The following is a 19,194-nucleotide window of genomic DNA, read 5'->3' as shown; positions in this document are numbered from 1 at the left end:
AGGCTACCCGTCAGAACGGGAGCAGCGGGTCGACCGCGACGGCGAGGAACACGAGGGTGAGGTAGGTGATCGAGGCGTGGAAGACGCGCATGGGGCGCGCCTCCGAGCCCTGCTCGACGCCCGCCTTCGCGCGCACCGACATGTTGTACATGCGGTGCGACTCGTAGATGAACCAGCCACCGAAGACGAGGGCCGACGCGGTGTAGACGATGCCCATGTGCGCGATCGGGATGAGGAGGAGCGAGCACGCGAGCGTCGCCCAGGCGTAAAGCACGACCTGCAGGCCGACCTGCTGGCCTGAGCGCGTCGCGCCGAGCATCGGCACGTCGGTCTCGTCGTAGTCGCCCGCGTACTTCATCGACAGCGGCCAGTAGTGCGGCGGGGTCCAGAGGAAGATCAGCACGAAGAGCACGAAGGGCGCCCAGTCGAGCGAGTTCGTGACGGCAGCCCAGCCGATGAGAACCGGGAAGCAGCCGGCGATGCCGCCCCACACGATGTTCTGCTCGGTGCGGCGCTTGAGGATGATCGTGTAGATCACGACGTAGAAGAAGATCGCGACACAGCTGAGCACGGTCGTCAGCACGTTGGTGAAGACGAGGAACCACACGGCCTGCACGATCGCGAGGACCCACGAAAACACCAGCACCTCGCGCGGCGTGACCTCGCCGGTCACGAGCGGGCGGTTCTTCGTGCGCTTCATCTTCATGTCGATGTCGCGATCGATGTACATGTTGAACGACGCGGCGGATCCGGCGCTCATCGCGCCACCGATGACCGTCGCGAGCACGAGCCAGAGGTTCGGCACTCCGTCGGCGGCGAGGAACATGACGGGAACCGTCGATACCAGCAGCAGTTCGAGGACGCGCGGTTTCGTGAGCGCCACGTAGGCGGCGAGCGTGCGACGGAAGCCGCGCTTCTCGGCGCGGGGCGTGCCCTGCTTTACCTCGGTCGAGGCCTGCTCAGAGCGTGAACTCGTCGACAACTCGTGCCCTCCGGATCTTTCTGCGACCAAACGAAATCATTCTATGGCATGTAGAAGTTCTCCCGATCAGGGATCTCCCACGTCCGTCGTCACCCATGCGCGACTTTGAGCGTCACGGAAGTGGCGCCGGAGCCCCCAGCTTTCACTAAGCTGTTAGTGGAAACGCGCGTCGAGGCCGCCCGGGCACATCGCCCGTGCGCCAATGCCTTGGCGCACCACCACTGACGGAAGGGCGGTCCCGTGGCAGATCTGCGTTGGGACGACATCGATCGACGAGCCGTGGACACGGCACGTGTACTGGCGGCTGACGCCGTGCAAAAGGTTGGCAACGGACACCCGGGTACGGCGATGAGCCTCGCCCCCGTCGCGTACCTGCTGTACCAGCGCGTGATGAACCACGACCCCGCTGACACGCACTGGCTGGGCCGCGACCGCTTCATCCTCTCGGTGGGGCACTCGTCGCTGACGCAGTACGTGCAGCTGTACCTCGGCGGCTTCGGCCTCGAGCTCGACGATCTGAAGGCGCTGCGCACGTGGGGTTCGAAGACCCCGGGTCACCCCGAGTACGGCGAGACCGACGGCGTCGAGATCACCACTGGCCCGCTCGGCCAGGGCCTGGCCTCGGCCGTGGGCTTCGCCTACGCCTCGCGCTACGAGCGCGGCCTGTTCGACCCGGAGGCCTCGGCGGGCGAGAGCCCGTTCGACCACTTCGTCTACGTCATCGCCGGCGACGGCGACCTGCAGGAGGGCGTGACGAGCGAGGCTTCCTCGCTCGCCGGTCACCAGCAGCTCGGCAACCTCATCGCGATCTACGACTCGAACCAGATCTCGATCGAGGGTGACACGAACGTCGCCTTCACCGAGGACGTCGCCGCGCGCTACGAGGCGTACGGCTGGCAGGTTCTCCACGTCGACTGGACCGCGAGCGGCGAGTACGTCGAGGACGTCGCTGCGCTCAACGCGGCGATCGAGGAGGGCAAGGCCGAGACCGGCAAGCCCACGCTCATCGTCCTGAAGACGCTCATCGGCTACCCCGCGCCGAACAAGAAGGGCTCGGAGTCGGTTCACGGCAACGCGCTCGGCGCCGACGAGGTTGCCGCCACCAAGCAGGTGCTCGGCTTCGACCCCGAGCAGAGCTTCGCGGTCGAGGACGAGGTCATCGCCCACACCCGCGAGCTCTCCGCCCGCGCCGCCGACGCCCACGCCGCATGGCAGGAGCGCTTCGACGCCTGGGCCTCGGCGAACCCCGAGCGCAAGGCGCTCCTCGACCGGCTCGAGGCCGGCGAGCTCCCCGAGAACATCGAGCAGGCCCTCCCCGTCTTCGAGGGCGGCAGCTCGACCTCGACGCGCGCCGCGAGCGGCAAGGTCATCAACGCCCTCGCACCCGAGCTCCCCGAGCTCTGGGGCGGATCCGCCGACCTCGCGGGCTCGAACAACACCACCATCGAGGGCGCGAAGTCGTTCATCCCCGCCGAGTGGTCGACGCACGACTGGACGGGCTCGCCCTACGGTCGCGTGCTGCACTTCGGTATCCGCGAGCACGCCATGGCCGCGATCCTCAACGGCATCACCCTGCACGGCAAGACCCGCTCGTACGGCGGAACCTTCCTGCAGTTCGCCGACTACATGCGCCCCGCGGTTCGTCTCGCGGCGCTCATGAACATCCCGAGCATCTTCGTCTGGACGCACGACTCCATCGCCCTCGGCGAGGACGGCCCGACGCACCAGCCGGTCGAGCACCTCGCGGCGCTCCGCGCGATCCCGAACCTCGCCGTCGTGCGCCCCGCCGACGCCAACGAGACGGCATACGCCTGGCTCGAGACGCTCAAGCGCCACGAGGGCCCCGTCGGCCTCGCGCTCACGCGTCAGAACCTGCCCAACTACGACCGTTCGGGTGACGAGTTCGCTTCGGCCGCTCTGACGGGCAAGGGTGCGTACGTTCTGCAGGACGCGCCGAACGGCACGCCCGACGTGATCCTCATCGCCACCGGTTCCGAGGTTCAGCTGGCCGTCGAGGCCCGCGCGAAGCTCGCCGAGGAGGGCGTGAACGCCCGCGTCGTGTCGGTCCCCTCGCTCGAGTGGTTCGCCGAGCAGGACGAGGACTACCGCGAGAGCGTGCTGCCGAAGGCCGTCACGGCTCGCGTGTCGGTCGAGGCCGGCATCGCCTCGCCGTGGCGCGGCATCGTCGGTGACCGCGGTCGCTCGATCTCGATCGAGCACTTCGGCGCATCGGCCGACTACCAGACCCTTTTCACGAAGTTCGGCATCACGACCGAGGCGGTCGTCGAGGCCGCTCGCGAGACCATCAAGGAGAACGCAGCATGACCGCTAACACCGCACAGCTCGCCGCCGCAGGCGTGAGCATCTGGCTCGACGACCTCTCGCGCAGCCGCATCACCTCGGGCAACCTCGCCGAGCTCATCGAGACGCGTAGCGTCTCGGGCGTCACGACCAACCCGACGATCTTCGCCGGCGCGCTCTCGAACGGTGCGAGCTACGCCGACGCAGTCGCCGAGCTCGCGGCCGCCGACGCGTCGACCGACGAGGCGATCTTCACGATCACCTCGAAGGACGTCCAGGACGCCTGCGACATCTTCCGCCCCGTCTACGACGCCACGAACGGCGTCGACGGCCGCGTATCGATCGAGGTCTCCCCCGACCTCGCCCACGACACCGACGCCACGATCGCTCAGGCGAAGGACCTCTGGGCCCGCGTCGACCGCGAGAACGCCCTCATCAAGATCCCCGCGACGAAGGCAGGCCTCCCCGCCATCACCGCCGTGATCGGCGCCGGCATCTCGGTCAACGTCACGCTGATCTTCTCGCTCGAGCGCTACGAAGAGGTCATCGACGCCTACATCGCCGGCCTCGAGCAGGCTCGCGAGGCGGGTCACGACCTGTCGAAGCTGCACTCGGTTGCCTCGTTCTTCGTGTCGCGCGTCGACACCGAGGTCGACAACCGCCTCAAGGCCCTCGGCACCGACGAGGCCCTCGCCCTCACCTCGAAGGCTGGCGTCGCCAACGCGCGCCTCGCCTACGAGCTCTTCGAGAAGAAGTTCGCCGAGTCGCGTGCGGCCGAGCTCGTCGCCGCCGGCGCCAACGTGCAGCGCCCACTGTGGGCCTCGACCGGTGTCAAGGACCCGTCGCTGCCCGACACGCTCTACGTGACGGAGCTCGTCGCGCAGGGCACCGTGAACACGATGCCCGAGAAGACCCTCGAGGCAACGCACGACCACGGCACCATCACGGGCGACACCGTGACGCCGAACTACGCGGACGCTCACGAGGTGTTCGAGAAGCTCGCCGCCGCAGGCGTCGACTTCGCCGATGTCACGCAGGTGCTGGAAGACGAGGGCGTGGAGAAGTTCATCGCCTCGTGGCACGACCTGCAGAAGACCGTGGCCGACGCTCTCGCAGCGGCCCGCTAAATCCCAATGTGACCGGGCCCCTCGTCCACGTACGAGGGGCCCGGTGTGGGCTATAAGCCCCACGCGATGTGAAGGAATCCATGCCAGCTCCCATCACGCGCGGCGACAATCCGCTGCGCGATAGCGACGATCGTCGCCTGAATCGCATCGCGGGCCCGAGCGCCCTCGTCATCTTCGGTGTGACAGGCGACCTCGCCCGCAAGAAGCTCCTCCCCGCGGTCTACGACCTCGCGAACCGCGGCCTTCTGCCGCCCGGCTTCGCTCTGGTCGGCTTCGCCCGCCGCGACTGGGAAGACCAAGACTTTGCCCAGGTCGTCCACGACGCCGTCGAGCAGAACGCTCGCACCGAGTTCCGCGAGGAGACCTGGCAGCAGCTCGCCCAGGGCATTCGCTTCGTGCAGGGCACGTTCGACGACCCCGACGCGTATGCGCGCCTGCGCGAGACGGTCGACACGCTCGACCGCGAGCGCGGCACCATGGGAAACCACGCTTTCTACCTGTCGATCCCGCCGAAGGCCTTCGACGTCGTCGCCCAGCAGCTACTGCAGTCGGGCCTCGTCGACGAGAACTCCGACGGTGACCGCTGGCGCCGCGTCGTCATCGAGAAGCCGTTCGGCCACGACCTCGAGTCGGCCCGCGAGCTGAACGACTCGCTCGAGGCGGCCTTCCCGAGCGACTCGATCTTCCGCATCGACCACTACCTCGGCAAGGAGACGGTGCAGAACATCCTCGCTCTGCGCTTCGCCAACGAGCTGTACGAACCGATCTGGAACCGCAACCACATCGACCACGTGCAGATCACGATGGCCGAGGACATCGGCGTCGGTGGCCGCGCCGGCTACTACGACGGCGTGGGCGCCGCCCGCGACGTCATCCAGAACCACCTCCTCCAGCTCCTCGCCCTGACGGCCATGGAGGAGCCCATCAGCCTCTCCGCCGAGCACCTGCGTGCCGAGAAGGAGAAGGTTCTCGAGGCGGTCGTGCTGCCCGAGGACCTCTCGAAGGCGACCGCGCGCGGCCAGTACGCCGGCGGCTGGCAGGGCGGCGAGAAGGTCACCGGCTTCCTCGACGAAGACGGCATGGATCCGCAGTCGAAGACCGAGACCTACGCCGCCATCAAGCTCGAGATCGACACGCGCCGCTGGGCCGGCGTGCCGTTCTACGTGCGCACCGGCAAGCGCCTCGGCCGCCGCGTGACCGAGATCGCCGTGGTCTTCAAGGAGGCCCCGACGCACCTGTTCTCGCGCGGTCAGTCGTCGGACCTCAGCCAGAACGCGCTCGTTATCCGCGTTCAGCCCGACGAGGGCGTCACCCTGCGCTTCGGCTCGAAGGTGCCCGGCAACGGCACTCACGTGCGCGACGTCACGATGGACTTTGGCTACGGCCACGCCTTCACCGAGGCGAGCCCCGAGGCCTATGAGCGCCTCATCCTCGACGTACTGCTGGGCGACCCGCCCCTCTTCCCGCGTCACGAGGAGGTCGAGCTCTCGTGGCGGATCCTCGACCCCATCGAGAAGTACTGGGCCTCGCTCGACGAGCCCCTCGAACAGTACGAGTCCGGCTCGTGGGGCCCCGCATCCGCCGATGCCCTGCTCGCGCAGGATGGCCGCGTCTGGAGGCGCCCGTGATCATCGATCTGAACGAAACGACCGTCAGCAAGGTCGCGAAGAAGCTCGTCAGCCTGCGTGAAGAGGGCGGCGCCGTCGCCCTCGGCCGCGTGCTGACGCTCATCATCAAGGCCGACGATCGCCCCGTCGAGGAGGCCATCGAGGCCGCCAACGACGCGTCGCGAGAGCACCCCATGCGCGTCATCGCCGTCGTGACCCATGCCGCCGACGAGCCCCGCCTCGACGCGCAGATCCGCGTGGGCGGCGACGCCGGCGCGAGCGAGGTCGTCATCCTCCACGCCTACGGCGAGGCCGCGCAGAACTCGGAGTCGCTCGTCACGGGCCTCCTCCTTCCCGACGCCCCCGTCGTCGCGTGGTGGCCCGGCGACGACGCCCCCGAGGCGCCGGCGCTCACGCCGCTCGGACGCATCGCCCAGCGACGCATCACCGACTCGTCGACGGCCGGCAACCCCGACGAGCGCCTCGCCCGCCTCGACGAGACGTATCGCCCCGGCGACACCGACCTCGCCTGGACGCGCCTGACGCGCTGGCGCGAGCACCTCGCCGCGGTCCTCGACCAGCCGCCGTTCGAGAAGGTCACCGCCGTCAAGGTGTGCGGTGCCGCCGACTCGCCGTCGACGGCCCTGCTCGCCGCGTGGCTCGGCATGGCCCTCGACGCACCGGTCACGTGGCGCAACGAGGACGCCGCGGAGTGGGCACACGGCATGCGTTCCGTGACCCTCACCCGCGAGTCGGGCGATATCGTGCTCGAGCGCAAGACCGACTCGCACGCGGTCTTGACGCAGCCCGGTCAGCCGGACCACGACCTGCTCCTCCCCCGCCGCTCGCTCCGCGAGTGCATCGCGGAAGAGCTGCGACGCCTCGACGGCGACCGCCTGTACGGCCGCGTCATCACCGAGGGGTGGCGCGCGCTGCCCGAGGCGACGGCGTGAGCATCGCACGCGAAGAGGTGACGGCCGCCAGCAAGAATGAGCTGGCGGCCGTCGCCGCGTCCCGCCTCATCGACGTGCTCGCGCCGGCTACGGCCGAGCGCGACGCGCACGTGTCGCTGACCGGCGGATCCATGGGATCCGCCGTGCTCGAGGTGCTCGCCGCCCACGACCGCCGGGGCGCGGTCGACTGGTCGCGCGTGCACTTCTGGTACAGCGACGAGCGCTTCACCGAGCGCGAGTCCGCCGAGCGCAACATCACGCCCGCGCGCGAGCCGCTCGCGCAGCTGGCGGGCGCCGTCGTCCACGAGCCCTGGAGCATCGAGGACGGATCCCTCGACGACGCCGCGGCGGCCTACGCCGCCGAGCTCGCGGGTGCCGCACCGGAGGGCGCGGCCGCGCCGGCGTTCGACGTCGTCTTCCTCGGCGTCGGTCCGGACGCGCACATCGCGTCGCTCTTCCCTGGACGCGACGAGATCCTCGCGACCGAGGCGACCGTGTTGCCGATCCGCAACTCCCCCAAGCCGCCGCCCGAGCGCGTGACGTTCACGCTCCCGATCATCAACGGCGCCCTGCGCGTCTGGATGGTCGTCGCGGGCGCCGACAAGGCTGAGGCCGTCACGAAGATCCGCGCGAACGCGGCCCCGCAGGACGCCCCCGCGGCGCAGGCTGAGGGCTCGATCGAGACCGTGCTGTTCCTCGACGAGGCCGCCGCCGGACTCTGAGCCACGGGTATGAGAAACGCCCTGTCCGATCGGACAGGGCGTTTCTTCGTGGTCTGATGAGCGGCGGCCTTACTCGCCGCGCTTCTCACGTAGCTTCGTGAGCGCCTCCTCGAGGAGCGTCTCGGCTTCCTCGTCGGTGCGCCGCTCCTTCACGTACTCGAGGTGCGACTTGTACGCCTGCAGCTTCTCGGGCACGGGAGGGTTGTCTCGGTCGCGACCGGCCGGAAGGCCCGACTGCGGGTGATCGACCGTCGCCGGGATCTCCTCGTCGGGAACGTCGGCCGCGTAGTAGCGGACGATCTCGTTGCCCTCGGCGTCCCAGTAGGCGACGGCCTTGCGCTCGGCGTGGTGACCGTGGTCTTCCTCGCCCATCGGGCCGGAACCGATCCGCGTGCCGCGGATCGCCGTTGATCCCTGGCCAGCCATCAGGCGCCCAGAACCTGGAACTTCGTGATCAGGCCGAGGCCCACGATCGACAGGAACCACACGAGCGACACCGTGATGGTGATGTAGTTCAAGGTGCGCTCAGCGGAGCCCGAGCTGCTCATCGCCTGCGACATGCCGCCACCGAACATGTCGGAGAGGCCGCCACCGCGGCCCTTGTGCATGAGGATGAACAGCGTGAGCAGGAGGCTCGTCAGGCCGAGCAGGACCTGCAGAATGATCTCGAGAATGTGCACGAGGGATGCCTTTCCGTCGTACGACCGGATCTGGCCGCACAAGGAGCAAGTCTATCGGGTTTGTGCGGCTCGCCGACCCGCTGGGGTTCGGCGAGCCGCACGGGGTGTCATCAGACGCCGACGTGGCTCTTGAAGCGCACGATCGAGCTGAACTCGTCAACCTTGAGGCTGCCGCCGCCCACGAGGGCGCCGTCGATGTCGGGCTCGCGCATGAACGACGCGATGTTGTCCGACTTCACGGATCCGCCGTAGAGCACGCGGGTCTTGTCGGCCGCGTCGTCGCCCAGCTTCGCGCGGATAACCTCGCGGAGCTTCTGGCAGACGTCCTGCGCCTGCTCGGGGGTGGCCGCCTGGCCGGATCCGATGGCCCAGACGGGCTCGTACGCGACGACGATCTCGGCGTCGGCCGGGACGTTCTCGAGGGCGACCTCGAGCTGGCCCACCGGAACGGCGCTCGCGCCGAACTTCTCGAGGTCTTCGCTCGTCTCGCCCACGCAGATGACCGGCACGAGGCCGTTCTTCAGCGCGGCCTGCGTCTTCGCGGCGACGACCTGGTCGTCCTCCGCGTGGTAGTCGCGGCGCTCGGAGTGGCCGATGATGACCGAACCGACGCTGAGCTTCGACAGGAACGCACCCGAGATCTCACCCGTGTAGGCGCCCGAGTCGTGCACCGACAGGTCCTGCGCGCCGAGGCCGAAGGGAATCTTGTCGGCGTCGAGGAGCGTCTGCACGCTGCGGAGGTCGGTGAAAGGCGGGAAGACCGTGACGTCGACGCTGTCGAAGTCGTGGTCGGCGTCCTTCAGGCTCCAGTGCAGCTTCTGCACGAGAGCGACCGCCTGCAGGTGGTCGAGGTTCATCTTCCAGTTGCCCGCGATCAGCGGGGTACGGGTCACGCCCATCCGAGGACCTCCAGTCCGGGGAGTTTCTTGCCCTCGAGGAACTCGAGGCTGGCGCCGCCACCGGTCGACACGTGGCCGAACTGGTCGTCGGCGAAGCCGAGCGTGCGGGCGGCTGCGGCGGAGTCGCCGCCACCGACGACCGTGAGGCCGTCTGTCTGGGTGAGGGCCTCGGCGACGGCCTTCGTGCCGCCGGCGAAGTTCGGGAACTCGAACACGCCCATGGGGCCGTTCCAGAACACCGTCTTCGACGAGCGGATCGCCTCGGCAAAAGCCTCGGCGGTCGCCGGTCCGATGTCGAGCCCGAGCGCGCTGGCGCCGAAGCTCGTGCCCTCGAGGTTCTCGCTCGGCGCGTTCTCGAAGCCGGCGTCGGCCGAGAACGACTCGGCCATCAGACTGTCGACGGGAACGATCAGCTCGACGCCGCGCTCGGCCGCCTGCGCGAGGTAGCCCTTCGCGGTGTCGATCTGGTCAGTCTCGACGAGGCTCTTACCGATCGCGTAGCCCTGAGCGGCGAGGAACGTGTAGGCCATGCCGCCGCCGATGAGGATCTTGTTGACGCGCGGGAGGAGGCTGTCGATGACGCCGAGCTTGTCGGAGACCTTCGAGCCGCCGAGGACGACCGTGTACGGCGCCTCGGGTGCCTCGAGCAGGCGCTCGAGAACGCTCACCTCGTGAGCCACGAGCGTGCCCGCGGCCGAGGGGAGGATCTGCGCGAGGTCGTAGACGCTCGCCTGCTTGCGGTGGACGACGCCGAAGCCGTCGGACACCATCACGTCGGCGAACTGCGCGAGCTGCTCGGCGAAGGCGCGACGCTCGGCGACGTCCTTGCTCGTCTCGCCCGCGTTGAATCGGAGGTTCTCGAGCACGGCGACCTGGCCGTTTTCGAGAGCCGCGACGGTCTCCTGCGCGGAGGATCCGACGGTGTCGGTCGCGAACGCGACCGGGGATCCGAGAAGCTCGCCCAGGCGGGCGGCGACGGGTGCCAGCGAGTACGCGGCCTCGGGCTCGCCCTTCGGGCGACCCAGGTGCGAGCTCGTGACGACCTTCGCGCCGGCCTCGAGGAGTGCCTTGAGGGTCGGGAGCGCGGCGCGGATGCGGCCGTCGTCGGTGATGACGCCGTCGGACAGCGGCACGTTGAAGTCGCAGCGCACGAAGACGCGCTTGCCGGCGAGATCGCCCAGCGATTCCAGGGTACGGAGAGTCATGGGTACACCTATCTATCTATGCGGAACGCCCGCCCGGCCGCGACATGTCGCGGGCGCGGACGGGCGTTCGGTCATCAGTGATGAGGGTGCGAGCTTAGAGCTTCGAACCGACGAACGACGCGAGGCCGACGAGGCGGTTCGAGTAGCCCCACTCGTTGTCGTACCAGGCCGACACCTTCGCGAGGTTGCCCGAGACGCTCGTGAGACCCGAGTCGAAGATCGACGAGTGCGGGTTCTGCTGGATGTCGCTCGAGACCAGCGGGTCGTCCGAGTACTCGAGGATGCCCTTGAGCGAGCCCTCCGAGGCGGCCTTCTTGTACGCCTCGTTGATCTCCTCGGCGGTCAGACCGTCCTTGGTAACGAGGGTGAGGTCGACGATCGAGCCCGTGGGAACCGGCACGCGGTAGCTGGTGCCGTCGAGCTTGCCGTTGAGCTCCGGCAGCACGAGGCCGATGGCCTTGGCGGCACCGGTCGAGGTCGGAACGATGTTGATCGCGGCACCGCGCGCACGGCGCAGGTCCTTGTGGGGGCCGTCCTGCAGGTTCTGGTCTGCGGTGTAGGCGTGAGCGGTCATCATGAAGCCGCGCTCGATGCCGAAGGCGTCGTTGAAGACCTTGGCGAGGGGGGCGAGAGCGTTCGTGGTGCAGGACGCGTTCGAGATGACGTGGTCGGTCTCGGGGTTGTAATCCTGCTCGTTGACACCGAGCACGAAGGTCGGGGCCGGGCCGCTGGCGGGGGCCGAGATGATGACCTTCTTGGCGCCGGCGGCGATGTGCGCCTCGGCAGCCTCGGGCTTGGTGAAGAAACCGGTCGACTCGATGACGATGTCAACGCCGAGCTCGCCCCAGGGCAGCTTGGCGGGGTCGCGCTCGGCGAAGGCCTTGATGACGTTGCCGTCGACCGTGATCGACTCGTCGTCGTAGCTGACCTCGCGGCCGAGGGGGCCGCCCACCGAGTCAAACTTCAGAAGCTGAGCCAGCGTCTTGTTGTCGGTGAGGTCGTTGACAGCCACAACCTCGATGTCCGCGCCCTGAGCAAGCGCAGCGCGAAGGAAGTTGCGTCCGATGCGGCCGAAGCCGTTAATACCGATCCGTGCGGACACTCTGTGTCTCCTAGGGGTATATGCCTGAGAACAGGCGATTTATGGGTTGATGAGGAAGCACCGGGCCCTCAGAACCGCACTCGTCGGGCCCGGTGTCGCGTCAGCGTGCGATCAGCAGGCCCGAGGTCTTCTCGCGGGCCGTCGCCAGGCGCTCGGCAACGTTGTCCCAGTTCACGATGTTCCAGAAGGCCTTGACATAGTCAGCCTTGACGTTCTGGTAGTCGAGGTAGAACGCGTGCTCCCACATGTCGAGCAGCAGAATCGGCACAGTGCCGGCAGCGAACTGCGACTGCTGGTCGAAGAACTGCTGGATGATGAGGTTCTCACCGATCGAGTCCCAGAACAGACCGGCCCAGCCGGAGCCCTGGATGCCCAGGGCGGCAGCGTTGAACTGACCCTGGAAGCCCTCGAACGATCCGAAGTGCTCTTCGATCGCAGCAGCAATCTCGCCTTCCGGACGCTCCTGGCCCTCGGGGGTCAGGTTCGTCCAGAAGATCGAGTGGTTCGTGTGTCCGCCCAGGTTGAAGGCGAGGTCCTTCTCGAGCTTGTTGATCGAGCCGAAGTTGCCCGTCGAACGAGCCTCAGCGAGCTGCTCGAGGGCCGTGTTCGCGCCACCGACGTAAGCAGCGTGGTGCTTCGAGTGGTGCAGCTCCATGATGCGACCGCTGATGTGCGGCTCGAGCGCACCGTAGTCGTAGCTGAGTTCGGGAAGAGTGTACGTGGCCATCATGCCTTCTCTCTTTGCCGGGTTCTCGGCATCGCACCTCGCGATCCGAGCGGACAATCCCATCCTACTGAAAGTACGGCGTCGCGGCGCACACGAATGACGCCGCGTGACCGCCTACTTTGCGGCGTCCTCCACCGGCACGGCCGATTCGGTACCCGGGATGTCGAGAGCGGCGGCCCGCTTGTCCGCCATCGCGAGCAGGCGGCGGATCCGGCCGGCGACCGCGTCCTTCGTCAGCGGCGGCTCGGCGTGCTGGCCGAGCTCGTCGAGGCTGGCGTCGCGGTGCGACAGGCGCAGCTCGCCCGCCTGCTTGAGGTGATCGGGCACGTCCTCGCCGAGGATCTCGAGCGCGCGCTCCACGCGGGCGCACGCGGCGACGGCCGCCTGCGCCGAGCGGCGGAGGTTGGCGTCGTCGAAGTTCACGAGGCGGTTCACGCCCGCGCGCACCTCGCGGCGCTGGCGCATCTCGTCCCAGCTCGCGGCGGCCTGCTTGGCGCCCATCGCGAGGAGCATCGAGCGGATCGCCTCCGAGTCGCGGATCACGACGCGCGGAACGCCGCGCACCTCGCGCTGCTTCGCCTGGATCCCGATGCGGTGCGCGGCACCGACGAGCGCCATGCCCGCCTCGCCCGACGGGCAGGCGACGTCGAGCGACGCCGAACGGCCGGGCTCCGACACGGATCCACTCGCGAGGAACGCGCCGCGCCAGATGGCGGCGAGGTCGTCGGCGTTGCCGGTCGTCAGGCGGTTCGGAAGACCGCGCACGGGGCGGCGACGCTGGTCGAGCAGCCCCGTCTGGCGGGCGAGCTGCTCGCCGCCGTGCACGACGCGAACGGCGAAGCGCTCGCCCTCGCGGGCACCAGAAGCCTGGATGTGCGCGAGCTCGGGGCGCACCCCGTAGATCTCGGCGATGTCGCGCGCCGTGCGGATCGCGAGCCGACGGTCATCGACCTCGGCCTCGACGGCGACCCGACCCGCGATCGAATGCAGGCCACCGGCGAAGCGCAAAAGCGCGGTCGTCTCGGCAACCCGAACAGTCGGTCGCGGATCGCGGACAGAGATCAGCTCAGCCTTCACTTCGGCAGTCAGTGCCACGGAACTCCTCACTCAAAAATCGTGTGCGCTCCAACGGGAGCGGGCCATTAAGCCTACCGGCCGATGCCCACAAAAACCGTGGCAGAACTCCCAGCGGAGAACGGTATGAATGACGCTATTCGCGCCCGAGATCGCGGTGCCTGACCCGCACGCGGAGGTCGGATTCGGCGGCCAGTCGCTCCCCGAGCGCGAGTGCCATAGCGACCGAGCGGTGCTTCCCGCCGGTGCAGCCGATGGCGATCATTGAGTGGCTCTTGTTCTCGCGCTGATACCCCGCGAGGATCGGCCGCAGCGCCGCGACGTACGCGTCGAGGAACTCCTCCGCGCCGTCCTGCGCGAGCACGTAATCGCTCACCGCTTGATCCTCGCCCGACAGCGATCGCAGCTCGTCGATCCAGAACGGGTTCGGGAGGAAGCGCATATCGGCGACGAGGTCGGCGTCGACCGGGAGCCCATATTTGAAGCCGAAGCTCAGGATCGTCGTGCGGTGGCGGGGGGCGCCCTCCTCCAGCACGAGGTCGGAGATGCGGTTCGCGAGCTGGTGCACGTTGAGGTCGGAGGTGTCGATCGTGACGTCGCTGCGATCGCGGATCGCCTGCACCAGCCGGCGCTCCTCGTGGATCCCGTCGAGAAGCGTGCCGTCGGCCTGCAGCGGGTGCGGGCGGCGCACCTGCTCGAAGCGGCGCACGAGGGCATCATCCGAGGCGTCGAGGAACACGATGCGGAGGTTATTGGCCTCGCGGAGCTGGTGCACGATCTGGGCGAGATCGGCGAACATCTCGCCGCCTCGCACGTCGACGACCGCCGCGATGCGCGGGAGCTTGCCGTCGATGCGGCCCGCGAGCTCGAGCAGGGGCCGGAGCATCTGCGGCGGCAGGTTGTCGACGACGTACCAGCCGTGATCTTCGAGCGCATCGGCCGCCGTCGAACGCCCGGCACCGGACATGCCGGTGACGATCAAAACCTCGCCCTGGGTCTGTACGGTGCCGCTCACGCTAGCCACACTATCGCGCCTCTCAGCCCCGTGCGAGGTGCATGAAGATCGTCTGGGCGAGCTTCGGCCCGATGCCGGGGAGCTCCTGGATCTGATCCGCGGTCGCCTCGCGCAGCGCCGCGACGGATCCGAAGTGTTTGAGGAGCGCCTTGATGCGCGACTCCCCCAGCCCCGGGATCTCCGAGAGCACCGTGCGGATGTCGCGCTTGCGCCTCGCGCGCTGGTGCGTGATCGCGAAGCGGTGGGCCTCGTCGCGCAGGCGCTGCACGAGGTAGAGCGCCTCGGAGGTGCGCGGCAGGATGACAGGGAAATCGTCGCCCGGCAGCCAGAGCTCCTCGAGCCTCTTCGCGATGCCCGCGAGCGCGATCTCGGTGTGGCCCGACTCGGCCAGGGCGCGCGCCGCCGCGTTGACCTGCGGCTGGCCGCCGTCGACGAGCAGGAGCTGCGGCGGGTACGAGAAGCGCGGCTTCCCGGTCTGTTCCGGATCGCCGGACTCGTCGAGCCGCGCGAGCCGGCGCGAGAGCACCTGGTAGATGCTGTCGGTGTCGTCGGTCGTCTCGGCGATGCCGAACGCACGGTACTGGTCTTTACGTGGCAGGCCGTCCTCGAAGACCACCATCGACCCGACGACGTTCGTGCCCTGCAGGTGCGAGATGTCGTAGCACTCGATGCGCAGCGGGGCGTCGGGCATGCCGAGCGCCTCCTGCAGGTCGGCGAGGGCCTGCGTGCGGGTCGAGTAGTCGCTCGTGCGCTGCGACTTGTGGCGCACGAGGGCCTGCTGGGCGTTGAGGGTCGCGTTGCGCATGAGCTCGGCGCGCTGGCCGCGCAGCGCGTCGGCGATCTCGACGCGCGTGCCGCGCCGCTCGCTCAGGAACTCCTCGAGCTCGGCCTTCGTCGCGGGGGCCTCGGGCACCAGCACCCGGCGCGGGATGTCGGATCCCTTCGCGTCGCCGTAGGTGCGCTGGAGCACCTGGTCGACGAGCTCGCCGTTCGTCAGGTCGAGCTCCTTCTCGACGATGTGGCTGCTCGCGCCGCGCACGCGGCCGCCGCGGATGATGAAGTGGTGCACGGCCGCATCGAGCTCGTCGCCGACGATGCCGAACAGGTCGGCGTCTTCGCTATCGGGCAGCACGAGCGCGCTCTTCGTCAGCACCGCGTCGATCGACTCGAGCTTGTCGCGGTAGATGGCCGCCTGCTCGAAGTCGAGCGCCGCCGCGGCCGCCTTCATGCGCGTCGTCAGCTCGATCGTGAACCGCTCGTCGCCGCCCTGCATGAAGGCGATGAAGTCGTCGACGATCTTGCGATGCTCCTCGATCGACACCGTCATCGAGCACGGCCCGCCGCACTTGCCGATCTGGCCGGGGAAGCACGGCTTACCCGTCTGCATCGCCCGCCGGTACTGCGCGTCGTTGCAGGTGCGGATCGGGAAGACCTTGAGCATGAGGTCGATCGTGTCGCGCACCGCCCACACCTTCGGGTAGGGCCCGAAGTACTTCGCCCCGCGGATCTTGCGGTTGCGGGTCATCATCACGCGCGGCGCCTCGTCGGCCAGCGTGATCGCGAGGAACGGGTACGACTTGTCGTCGCGGTACTTGACGTTGAACGGCGGGTTGTACTGCTTGATCCACTGATACTCGAGCTGCAGCGAGTCGACGTCGGTCGGCACGACCGTCCAGTCGACCCGCGTCGCCGTGAGCACCATGCGCCGGGTGCGCTCGTGGAGCGTCTCGAGCGGCGCGAAGTAGTTCGAGAGCCGCTGGCGCAGGTTCTTGGCTTTGCCCACGTACAGCACCCGGTCGTCGTCGCCGCGGAAGCGGTAGACGCCCGGGTTCGTCGGGATCTCCCCCGGCGCCGGCTTGTACGGCAGGTCGTCGGCCATGCGTTACTTTCCGCGCGCCGTGAAGCCCAGCGCCTCCGACAGGAAGGCGCCCGTGTGGCTCTCGGGGTTCTTCGCGACCTGCTCGGGGGTGCCCGTCGCCACGATCGTGCCGCCGCCGGATCCGCCCTCGGGGCCGAGGTCGATGATCCAATCCGCCGACTTGATCACGTCGAGGTTGTGCTCGATCACGATGACCGAGTTACCCTTCTCGACGAGGCCGTTCAGCACCTGCAGTAGCTTGTTGACGTCTTCGAAGTGCAGGCCCGTCGTGGGCTCGTCGAGCACGTAGACGCTGCGGCCGCGGCTGCGCTTCTGCAGCTCGGTCGCGAGCTTCACGCGCTGCGCCTCGCCACCCGAGAGGGTCGTCGCCGCCTGCCCGAGGCGCACGTAACCGAGGCCCACGTCGACAAGGGTCTTCATGTAGCGGTGGATCGCCTGGATCGGCTCGAAGAAGTCGGCCGCCTCGGCGATCGACATCTCGAGCACCTCGGCGATGTTCTTGCCCTTGTAGTGCACCTGCAGCGTGTCGCGGTTGTAGCGCTTGCCGTCGCACACCTCGCAGTCGACGTACACGTCGGGCAGGAAGTTCATCTCGATCTTGAGCGTGCCGTCGCCCGAGCACGCCTCGCAGCGGCCGCCCTTGACGTTGAAGCTGAAGCGGCCCGACTGGTAGCCGCGCACCTTCGCCTCGGGGGTCTCGGCGAAGAGGTTGCGGATCCGGTCGAAGACGCCCGTGTAGGTCGCCGGGTTCGAGCGCGGCGTGCGGCCGATCGGAGCCTGGTCGACGTGCACGACCTTGTCGAGGTGCTCGAGGCCCGTGACGCGCTTGTGCTTGCCGGCCACGCTGCGCGCGCCGTTGAGCTTCTGCGCGAGCACCCGATACAGGATGTCGTTGATGAGCGTCGACTTGCCGGATCCGGAGACGCCCGTCACCGCCGTCATCACGCCGAGGGGAATCTCGGCGTCGACGTCCTTCAGGTTGTTCTCGCGGGCGCCCACGACCTTGAGCGTGCGCTTCTTGTCGATCTTGCGGCGCTTCTTCGGCGTCTCGATCTGGCGGCGGCCCGACAGGTAATCGCCCGTGATCGAGCGGGCTTCGCTCGCGAGCTGCTCGTACGGGCCCGAGTGGATGACCTCGCCGCCACCGACGCCCGCGAGCGGCCCGATGTCGACGACCCAGTCGCTCGCCTCGATCGTCTCCTCGTCGTGCTCGACGACGACGAGGGTGTTACCGAGGTCGCGGAGCGCCTCGAGCGTGCCGATCAGGCGGCGGTTATCGCGCTGGTGCAGGCCGATAGACGGCTCGTCGAGCACGTACAGCACGCCCGTGAGGCCCGTGCCGATCTGCGTCGCCAGGCGGATGCGCTGCGCCTCGCCGCCCGAGAGCGAACCCGCGGCGCGGCTCAGCGTGAGGTAGTTCAGGCCGACGCGGAGCAGGAACTCGAGGCGCACGCGGATCTCGCGCAGCACCTGCGCGGCGATCTGAGCCTCGCGCTCGGTGAGCTCGATCGAGTTCACGAGGTCCATCGTCTGGTCGAGGCTCAGGTCGGCGGTCTCTGCGATCGAGAGGCCGGCGACCTTCACCGCGAGCACCTCGGGCTTGAGGCGCGCGCCGCGGCAGACGGAGCAGGGAATCTCGCGCAGGTAGTCGGCCCAGCGGGTGCGCTGCGCGTCAGACTCGGCCTGCGCGTACTGGCGCTCGATGTAGGGCACGACGCCCTCGAAGCCGCTCGCGTACCGCACCTCGCGGCCCCAGCGGTTCTTGTACCGCACATTGACCTTGTAGTCCTGGCCGTACAGCACCGCCTCGCGCACCGACTCGGGCAGGCCAGCCCACGGCGTGTTGAGCGAGAAGTTCAGGTCTTCCGAAAGGCCCACCATGAGGCGCTCGAAGTACTGCGCGAGCCCCTTGCCCTGGGTCGACCAGGGGATGATGACGCCCTCGGCGATCGAGAGGTCTTCGTCGGCGAGCATGAGGTCGACGTCGACCGACATCTTCGTGCCGAGGCCGGAGCAGGCGGGGCACGCGCCGAAGGGCGCGTTGAACGAGAAGGTGCGCGGCTCGACCTCGGTGAGCTGCAGCGTGTGGCCGTTCGGGCAGGCGAGGTTCTCGCTGAACGACTGCCACGCCTCGTCACCCTCGGCGTCGACGTAGTTGACCTGAATCACGCCGCCTGCGAGGTCGCGCGCCGTCTCTACCGAGTCGGTCACGCGGCCGATGATGCTCTCGCCGCGCGCGACGAGGCGGTCGACGACGACCGAGATGTCGTGCTTATAGCTCTTCTTGAGCTTCGGCGGCTCGGCGAGCTGCACCATGTCGCCGTCGACGATCGCGCGAGCGAAACCCTTCGACGCGAGCTCGGCGAAGAGGTCGACGAACTCGCCCTTCTTCTGGCTGACGACGGGCGCGACGACCTGGTAGCGCGTGCCCTCGGGCAGCTCAATCAGCTGGTCGGCGATCTGCTGCACCGTCTGCCGCTCGATCACGGCGTCGCACTCGGGGCAGTGCGCGATTCCGACACGCGCCCAGAGCAGGCGCATGTAGTCGTAGATCTCGGTGATCGTGCCGACGGTCGAGCGCGGGTTGCGGTTGGTCGACTTCTGGTCGATCGACACGGCGGGGCTCAGGCCCTCGATCGCGTCGACGTCGGGCCGGTCGACCTGGCCCAGGAACTGACGCGCGTAGGCGCTCAGCGACTCGACGTAGCGTCGCTGGCCCTCCGCGAAGATCGTGTCGAACGCGAGCGACGACTTTCCGGATCCGGAGAGGCCCGTAAACACGATCATCTTGTCGCGCGGGATCTCGAGATCGACGTTCTTCAGATTGTGTACGCGGGCACCGCGCACGGTGATCTTCTGGTCGGTTTCCACGGGAATGATCGGCACGATCTCTATCCTATTCGAAACTTTGTTCGCGAGGG

16 protein-coding genes are annotated in these 19,194 nt (G+C 68.4%); 5 read left to right on the top strand and 11 right to left on the bottom strand.

Annotation, left to right across the window (positions count from 1 at the left end):
* Nucleotides 1-10 precede the first annotated feature (10 nt).
* A complete protein-coding gene (locus tag DTO57_RS01565) occupies nt 11-982 on the bottom strand; it encodes a heme o synthase (protein ID WP_114116471.1) in 972 nt (323 codons plus the stop codon).
* A 240-nt stretch (nt 983-1,222) separates the two neighbouring features.
* Between DTO57_RS01565 and tkt the strand changes: the two genes are divergently transcribed.
* The 5 genes from tkt (at nt 1,223) to pgl (ending at nt 7,692) form a co-directional block, all read left to right on the top strand.
* Nucleotides 1,223-3,307 (top strand): transketolase, encoded by a 2,085-nt coding sequence (gene tkt / locus DTO57_RS01560; RefSeq protein WP_114116470.1) that lies wholly within the window; start codon nt 1,223-1,225, stop codon nt 3,305-3,307.
* Nucleotides 3,304-4,410, top strand: a complete 1,107-nt coding sequence (gene tal / locus DTO57_RS01555; protein WP_114116469.1) for a transaldolase — start codon at nt 3,304-3,306, stop codon at nt 4,408-4,410. Before tkt ends, tal begins: the two co-directional genes overlap by 4 nt.
* A gap of 80 nt (nt 4,411-4,490) precedes the next feature.
* On the top strand, nt 4,491-6,038 hold the full coding sequence (zwf, locus tag DTO57_RS01550; protein WP_114116468.1) for a glucose-6-phosphate dehydrogenase: 1,548 nt from the start codon (nt 4,491-4,493) through the stop codon (nt 6,036-6,038).
* Nucleotides 6,035-6,970, top strand: coding sequence for a glucose-6-phosphate dehydrogenase assembly protein OpcA (locus DTO57_RS01545; protein ID WP_114116467.1), 936 nt, complete (start codon nt 6,035-6,037; stop codon nt 6,968-6,970). The genes zwf and DTO57_RS01545 overlap by 4 nt, the downstream gene beginning before the upstream one ends.
* Nucleotides 6,967-7,692 (top strand): 6-phosphogluconolactonase, encoded by a 726-nt coding sequence (gene pgl, locus DTO57_RS01540; protein ID WP_222843212.1) that lies wholly within the window; start codon nt 6,967-6,969, stop codon nt 7,690-7,692. The genes DTO57_RS01545 and pgl overlap by 4 nt, the downstream gene beginning before the upstream one ends.
* Nucleotides 7,693-7,761: 69 nt before the next feature.
* Here the strand turns inward: pgl and DTO57_RS01535 are convergent, their stop codons facing one another.
* From DTO57_RS01535 to uvrA, 10 genes are all read right to left on the bottom strand, one after another.
* Entirely contained in the window at nt 7,762-8,118 is a 357-nt protein-coding gene (locus DTO57_RS01535; protein WP_114116466.1) for an RNA polymerase-binding protein RbpA, read from the bottom strand.
* Nucleotides 8,118-8,372, bottom strand: a complete 255-nt coding sequence (gene secG, locus DTO57_RS01530) for a preprotein translocase subunit SecG (protein ID WP_114117239.1) — start codon at nt 8,370-8,372, stop codon at nt 8,118-8,120. Before secG ends, DTO57_RS01535 begins: the two co-directional genes overlap by 1 nt.
* A gap of 110 nt (nt 8,373-8,482) precedes the next feature.
* The gene (tpiA, locus tag DTO57_RS01525) at nt 8,483-9,271 is read right to left on the bottom strand and encodes a triose-phosphate isomerase (RefSeq protein WP_114116465.1); all 789 of its coding nucleotides are present in this window, start codon (nt 9,269-9,271) and stop codon (nt 8,483-8,485) included.
* Nucleotides 9,262-10,476 carry a phosphoglycerate kinase gene (locus DTO57_RS01520; RefSeq protein WP_114116464.1) on the bottom strand — a complete coding sequence of 405 codons (1,215 nt, stop codon included), beginning with the start codon at nt 10,474-10,476 and terminating at the stop codon, nt 9,262-9,264. Before DTO57_RS01520 ends, tpiA begins: the two co-directional genes overlap by 10 nt.
* Nucleotides 10,477-10,570: 94 nt before the next feature.
* The gene (gene gap / locus DTO57_RS01515; RefSeq protein ID WP_114116463.1) at nt 10,571-11,578 is read right to left on the bottom strand and encodes a type I glyceraldehyde-3-phosphate dehydrogenase; all 1,008 of its coding nucleotides are present in this window, start codon (nt 11,576-11,578) and stop codon (nt 10,571-10,573) included.
* Nucleotides 11,579-11,678: 100 nt separating this feature from the next.
* On the bottom strand, nt 11,679-12,305 hold the full coding sequence (locus tag DTO57_RS01510) for a superoxide dismutase (protein ID WP_114117238.1): 627 nt from the start codon (nt 12,303-12,305) through the stop codon (nt 11,679-11,681).
* Nucleotides 12,306-12,419: 114 nt separating this feature from the next.
* Nucleotides 12,420-13,400, bottom strand: a complete 981-nt coding sequence (whiA, locus tag DTO57_RS01505; RefSeq protein ID WP_114116462.1) for a DNA-binding protein WhiA — start codon at nt 13,398-13,400, stop codon at nt 12,420-12,422.
* Nucleotides 13,401-13,515: 115 nt separating this feature from the next.
* Nucleotides 13,516-14,403, bottom strand: coding sequence for an RNase adapter RapZ (rapZ, locus tag DTO57_RS01500; protein WP_373285630.1), 888 nt, complete (start codon nt 14,401-14,403; stop codon nt 13,516-13,518).
* A 13-nt stretch (nt 14,404-14,416) separates the two neighbouring features.
* A complete protein-coding gene (gene uvrC / locus DTO57_RS01495; protein WP_114116460.1) occupies nt 14,417-16,273 on the bottom strand; it encodes an excinuclease ABC subunit UvrC in 1,857 nt (618 codons plus the stop codon).
* 3 nt (nt 16,274-16,276) lie between these two features.
* Nucleotides 16,277-19,159 carry an excinuclease ABC subunit UvrA gene (uvrA, locus tag DTO57_RS01490; RefSeq protein ID WP_114116459.1) on the bottom strand — a complete coding sequence of 961 codons (2,883 nt, stop codon included), beginning with the start codon at nt 19,157-19,159 and terminating at the stop codon, nt 16,277-16,279.
* Between the last annotated feature and the right edge of the window lie 35 nt (nt 19,160-19,194).

Source organism: Microbacterium sorbitolivorans (assembly GCF_003327285.1).
GTDB classification, from domain to species: domain Bacteria; phylum Actinomycetota; class Actinomycetes; order Actinomycetales; family Microbacteriaceae; genus Microbacterium; species Microbacterium sorbitolivorans.
Note: the sequence above shows the minus strand (reverse complement) of the source record. Positions and strands in the feature narration are given on the sequence as shown.